We start from the raw sequence: 6,146 nt of genomic DNA on the forward strand, positions 1-6,146 counted from the left end.
AGTTCGATCGCCAGCGGCAGCCCGTCGAGCCGGCGGCAGATCTCCTCCGCCGCCTCCGGGTCATCCGCCGCGTCGAAGCCCGGGCGCGCGGCCGCGCCCCGCTCCCCGAGGAGCCGCAGCGCCATGTCCACGGGCAGCGGGCCCAGCGGCCGCACCTCCTCCCCCGGCACCCCCAGCGGCTCCCGGCTCGTCGCGAGGACGGTCACGCCCGGGCAGCGGGTGAGCAGCGCCTGCGCGAGCTCCGCCGCCTCGGCGACGACGTGCTCGCAGTTGTCGAGGACGAGGAGCATCCGGCGCCCGGCGCAGTGCTCGACCAGGGCCGCGAACCGGTCCTTCGGGTCGGCCGGGGCGACGGCAGGCGTGTGCCAGAGCTGGGTCTCGCGGGCCCCGAGCGCGGTGAGGACGGCGGCGGCGACCGTGGACTCCTCGCGTACGGAGGCGAGTTCGGCGAGATGGACGGGACCTTCGTACGTCCCGGCCGCCTCCAGGGCGAGCCGTGTCTTGCCCACGCCGCCGGGCCCGGTGAGGGTGACGAGCCGCCGCCCGTCCCAGGCGGCGAGCGCGCCCAGTTCGTCGGCCCGGCCGATGAACGAGGTCAGACGGGCGGGCAGGGCACTCGGAGGCGCGGCTGGTACGGGCCCGTCCTCCGCGAGGAGTTCGGCGTGCAGGGAGCGCAGTTCCGGCCCCGGGTCGGTGCCGAGCCGGTCCGCGAGGGCTTCGCGCACCTCCTCGTACGCCGCGAGGGCCTCGGCGGGCCGCCCGGCCGCGCGCAGGGCGCGGATCCGCAGGGCCTGGAGGGGTTCGTCGAGGGGCTGTCCTGCGGCGAGCGCGGCGAGCGGCGCGAGGACGTCGTCGGCCCGCCCGAGGGCCAGGTCGGCGGCGAGCCGGTCGCGCCGCGCCTGGGCGTGCCGCTGTTCCACCCGTACGACCAGGGGGTCGGTGTCCCGGCCGGGCAGGTCCGCGAGGGCGGGCCCGCGCCAGAGGCCCAGGGCCTCGTCGAGGAGCGCGGCCGCCCGCGCGGCGTGGCCGGCGGCGAGGGCGGCGGCGCCTTCGGCGGCGAGCCGTTCGAAGCGGTGCAGGTCGACGGCGTCCGGGTCGGCGGCGAGCCGGTAGCCGCCGGGCTCCGAGACGACGGCTTCTCGGCCCAGGGCCCGGCGCAGGCGGCCGACGAGGGCCTGGAGCGCCGCCGTACGGTCCTGGTCGTCGGCCGGGTCGCCGTCGGCCCAGACCTGGTCGATCAGCGCGCCGGGGCCCACGGCGCGGCCGCCGGCGGCGGCGAGCGCGGTGAGGAGGGCCCGGAGCCTGGCACCGCTCAGGGCGGCCTCCGTCCCGTCGTCGGTACGGAAGGCCTGGCACGGACCGAGAACGCGGTAGGACGGCTGCACCGGCCCATTCTGCCCGGCGCGGGCGGGGACATCCGCCGACCTGTCCACACGTCGGGCCGTGCCCTGCCCACGGCTCGGGGCTTGCCAACGGCTCCGACGCGGACCGGGTGCGGTCCAGGCCGGAGCGGACCGGGTGCGGTCCAGGCCAGGTCGGTCCAGGCCAGGTCGGCCCGGTCCGACCGGCACGGACCGGCCCAGCACGGACCTGCGCGGCCCGACGCGGTGCGGCCCGACGCGGCCCGACGCGGTGCGGTGCGGTGCGGCAGGGGCCGGACCGGCGCGGCGCAGCCCGCCCGCCTCCTCGTCGCGGCGAACTCGCGCCACGCCGTGGCACCGCCATGGCGTCCGCGGGGTGCGGGTTCGACAATGGGGAGGATGACCGATGACGACCGGCGTACGCGCAGTGGCGAGATCGGGCCCGCCGAGTGGCTCGCCATGAACCGGACCGGCAGCTTCGACTGGGATCTCGACACGGGCACCATCGATGTCGACGAGTCCGGGCTGCTGGTCTTCGGCGTGACCCCGGGCGCCTTCGACGGGCAGCCGGGCTCGATCGTGACGCGTCTGGCCCCCGACGAGCGGGAGAAGCTGGAGGGCGTCGTCCGGCAGGCCGTCAAGAGCGGCGCCGCCTCCTACACGGCGCACTTCCCCATCCCGCAGGCCGACGGATCACCCCACTGGACGCATGTGCAGGCGCGGATCCTGCGCTCGCCGGACGGCCGGGCCCGGCGGATCGTCGGCGTCGTGCGGGACACGACCGCCGAGGTCGCGCACTTCGCCTTCGTCCAGGAGCTGGAGAAGCGGCGCGAGGTCCAGACGAACATCGTCGAGCGGACGACGAACGCCCTGTCGCGGGCGGTGACGGTGGACGACGTGACGGCCGCCCTGACCGGTCCTGGCGGCCTCGCCCGGCTCGGCGCGGACGGTCTCGCGCTCGGCCTCGTCGAGAACGGTTCGCTCAACATCATCGCGCTCAGCGGCGAGTCCCTCGACGTGCTCAACGACTTCCGCAGCCGCCGGCTCGACCGGAAACTGCCGCTGGCCGAGGCGGTGCTGAGCGGGCGGCCCCGGTTCGTCTCCTCGTTCCCGTCGCTCGGACGGGACTTCCCCGAGCTCGCCCCGTACCTGGCGCGCCTGGAGTTCCGGGCCGCGTGCTACCTCCCCCTGGTCGCGCAGGCGCGTTCGCTCGGCGGCATGGCCCTGTTCTACCGGGGCCGCACCTCGTTCAACGCCGACGAGCGCAACCTCGCGCTCGGGCTCGCGGCGATCGTCGCGCAGTCGCTCCAGCGGGCGATCCTCTTCGACGAGGAGCGGGAGTTGGCCACCGGTCTCCAGGCGACGATGCTGCCGCGCCGGATCCCGCAGTTCGCCGGCGGCGAGATCGCCGTCCGCTACCACGCGGCGTGGAGCGGTCGGCAGGTCGGCGGCGACTGGTACGACGTGATCCCGTTGCCCCGCGGCCGGGTCGGGATCGTCGTCGGCGACGTGCAGGGCCATGACACGCACGCCGCCGCCATCATGGGGCAGTTGCGGATCGCCCTGCGCGCGTACGCCGGTGAGGGGCACGCCCCGTCGACGGTCCTCGCGCGGGCCTCCCGGTTCCTCGCCGAGCTGGACACCAATCGCTTCGCCACCTGCACGTACGCGCAGGTGGACCTGGTGAGCGGCACCCTGCGCGCCGTACGGGCCGGGCATCTCGGCCCGCTGATCCGGCACACGGACGGCCGGGTCGGGCAGCCCAAGCTGCGGGGCGGGCTCCCGCTGGGTCTGGCGACCGTGTTCGGGGACGAGGAGTTCCCGGAGACCCGGCTCGACCTCGTGCCCGGCGAGACGCTGGTGCTGTGCACGGACGGGCTCGTCGAGCAGCCCGGCGCGGACATCGAGTCCGGCCTCGCCGCGCTGTCGGGCGCGATCAGCAGCGGCCCGCCGCAGGCGGAGGCGCTCGCCGACCACCTCTCCGAGCGGCTCTGGGAGCGGTGGGGTTCCGGGGACGACGTGGCGCTCCTGGTGCTGCGGCGCAGCCCGGACCCGGGCACGCCGCGGGCGCCGCGCATCCACCAGTACATCCACCAGGCCGACCCGCAGGGCCTCTCGGACGCCCGCGCGGCCGTCGGGCAGGCGCTGCGCGACTGGGGCATGCCGGAACTCGTCGACGACGCCGAGCTGTTGACGGGCGAACTCCTCGTGAACGTGCTCCTTCACACCGAGGGCGGCGCGGTGCTGACCCTGGAGGTGCTGCCGGAGCCGGTGCGGCGGGTACGGCTCTCGGTGCAGGACCGGTCGAGCGCCTGGCCCCGGCGGCGTACCCCCGGCGAGGCCGCCACCTCGGGCCGGGGGCTGCTCCTGATCGACGCGCTGGCCTCCCGGTGGGGCGTGGAGCCGCGCGGCGAGGGCAAGGCCGTGTGGTGCGAGATCGGGCCGGCGCCGGTGGCGGCCGAATCCGCCCCGGGCGGTGCCTGAGGAGGTCGCGATGGATCCCGTCGCCGCCCTGAACCGCATCGCGTTCCTCCTTGAGCGCGCCCAGGCGCCCGGTCACCGGGCGCGTGCCTTCCGTACCGCCTCCGCCGTCGTCGGCGCCCTGCCGGAGGGCGAGGCGGCCCGGCGCGCGGCCGCGGGCACCCTGGAGTCCCTGAAGGGCGTCGGCCCGAAGACGGCGGCGGTGGTGCGGGAGGCCCTGGAGGGCCGGGTGCCGGAGTACCTGGCGCGCCTGGAGGAGGAGCTGGAGGCCTCGTCGGGCACGGCGGAGGCCGACGGCCGGGGCGGCGAGGCGCTGCGGGCGGCCCTGCGCGGTGACTGCCATCTGCATTCGGACTGGTCCGACGGCGGGGCGACCATCGAGGACATGGGGCGTGCGGCGGCGGCGCTCGGGCACGAGTGGGCGGTGCTCACCGATCACTCGCCGCGGCTCACGGTGGCGCGGGGCCTGTCCCCCGGGCGCCTGCGGGAGCAGCTGGACGTGGTGGCGCGGCTCAACGAGGAGTGGGCGCCGTTCCGGCTCCTGACCGGGATCGAGTGCGACATCCTGGAGGACGGCTCGCTCGACCAGGAACCGGAGCTGCTCGCCCGCCTGGACCTGGTGGTCGGCTCGGTCCACTCGAAGCTGCGGATGGACGCCCGGGCGATGACCCGCCGCCTCGAACGGGCCGTGCGCGACCCGCTGATGGACGTGCTCGGGCACTGCACGGGGCGTCTGGTGTCGGGCGGGCGGCTGCGGCCGGAGTCCGACTTCGACGCGGAGCGCGTCTTCGCCGCCTGCGCCGAGTCGGACACGGCGGTGGAGATCAACAGCCGCCCGGAGCGCCTCGATCCGCCGCGCCGGCTGCTGCGGGCGGCGGTCGCGGCGGGCACGTACTTCGCCGTCGACACGGACGCGCACGCGCCGGGTCAGCTGGAGTGGCAGATCCTGGGCTGCGCGCGGGCCGAGGAGTGCGGGGTGCCGCCGGACCGGGTGGTCAACACCTGGTCGGCGGAACGGCTGTTGGAGTGGACGGCGGCCTGAGCGGGGGGCGGGTCGGGCGCGCTGCCGAGCCGGCGGACGGGCCGCCCGGCCGTCAGGCGCGCTGCCAGACCGTGGTCGCGTTGCAGAACTCGCGGATGCCGTGGCCGGAGAGCTCGCGGCCGTACCCCGAGCGCTTGATCCCGCCGAAGGGGAGCGCCGGGTGCGAGGCGGTCATGCCGTTGACGAAGACGCCGCCCGCCTCCAGGTCGCGGACGAAGAACGCGATGTCCTCCGGGGAGCGCGTCCACACGTTGGAACTGAGGCCGAACGGGGAGTCGTTGGCGACGGCCACGGCCTCCTCGACGTCGCGCACCGGGTAGACCGTGGCGACCGGACCGAAGGCCTCCTCGTGGTGGATCCGCATGTCCGGGGTGATGCCGGTGAGGACCGTGGGCCGGTAGTACCAGCCCGTCCGGAGCTCCGGCTCCTCCGGGCGGTGTCCGCCGCAGAGTACGGTGGCGCCCCGCGCGACGGCGTCGTCGACGAGCGCCTCCAGGTCGGTCCTGCCCTGCTCGGTGGCGAGGGGGCCGACGTCGGTGGACTCGTCGAGGGGGTCGCCGACGGTGAGGGCGTTCATGGCGGCGGTGAAGCGCTCCGAGAAGTCGTCGTACACGTCGTGGTGGACGATGAACCGCTTGGCGGCGATGCAGGACTGCCCGTTGTTCTGCACGCGCGCGGTGACGGCGGTCTTCACCGCACCGACGATGTCGGCGGAGGGCATGACGATGTACGGGTCGCTGCCGCCGAGCTCCAGGACGGTCTTCTTCACCTCGTCGCCCGCGATCGCGGCGACGGACCGGCCCGCCGGCTCGCTGCCCGTGAGGGTGGCGGCCGCCACCCGGGGGTCGCGGAGGACGCCCTCGACGTCGCGGGAGCCGATGAGGAGGGTCTGGAAGCAGCCGTCGGGATATCCGGCGCGGCGGAAGAGGTCGCCCAGGTAGAGGGCGGTCCTCGGCACGTTGGAGGCGTGTTTGAGGAGGCCGGTGTTGCCCGCCATCAGCGCGGGCGCGGCGAAGCGGATCACCTGCCAGAGCGGGAAGTTCCACGGCATGACGGCGAGGATCGGGCCGAGGGGCCGGTAGTGCACCCGGGCCACGTCCGCGCCGGAGTCCTGGACGTCGCTCTCGGCCGGGTGCTCGTCGGCGAGCAGCTCCTCGGCGTGCTTGGCGTACCAGCGCATGGCCTTGGCGCACTTGGCGGCCTCCGCGCGGGCGGCGGCGATCGGCTTGCCCATCTCGGTGGTCATGGTGCGGGCGATGTCC

4 protein-coding genes are annotated in these 6,146 nt (G+C 75.7%); 2 read left to right on the forward strand and 2 right to left on the reverse strand.

Annotated features, from left to right (window positions below; genetic code table 11):
• A partial coding sequence (locus CCN56_RS31820) for a BTAD domain-containing putative transcriptional regulator (RefSeq protein ID WP_143664684.1) occupies positions 1–1,385 on the reverse strand: 1,385 nt, incomplete at its 3' end.
• A 375-nt stretch (positions 1,386–1,760) separates the two neighbouring features.
• Between CCN56_RS31820 and CCN56_RS31825 the strand changes: the two genes are divergently transcribed.
• Positions 1,761–3,845 (forward strand): SpoIIE family protein phosphatase, encoded by a 2,085-nt coding sequence (locus CCN56_RS31825; RefSeq protein ID WP_086831361.1) that lies wholly within the window; start codon positions 1,761–1,763, stop codon positions 3,843–3,845.
• A gap of 10 nt (positions 3,846–3,855) precedes the next feature.
• Positions 3,856–4,884, forward strand: a complete 1,029-nt coding sequence (locus CCN56_RS31830) for a PHP domain-containing protein (protein WP_086831362.1) — start codon at positions 3,856–3,858, stop codon at positions 4,882–4,884.
• Between the two features lie 52 nt (positions 4,885–4,936).
• Here the strand turns inward: CCN56_RS31830 and CCN56_RS31835 are convergent.
• Positions 4,937–6,146 (reverse strand): aldehyde dehydrogenase family protein (locus CCN56_RS31835; RefSeq protein ID WP_086831363.1); only part of this gene is annotated, 1,210 nt, incomplete at its 5' end.

Source organism: Streptomyces sp. NRRL B-24572 (assembly GCF_002156145.1).
GTDB classification, from domain to species: Bacteria; Actinomycetota; Actinomycetes; order Streptomycetales; family Streptomycetaceae; genus Streptomyces; species Streptomyces vietnamensis.

Bases quoted from the DNA above. Each gene is read 5' to 3' on its own strand.
- CCN56_RS31825 (WP_086831361.1), top strand. From the start codon at position 1,761: ATGACCGATGACGACCGGCGTACGCGCAGTGGCGAGATCGGGCCCGCC.
- CCN56_RS31830 (WP_086831362.1), top strand. From the start codon at position 3,856: ATGGATCCCGTCGCCGCCCTGAACCGCATCGCGTTCCTCCTTGAGCGC.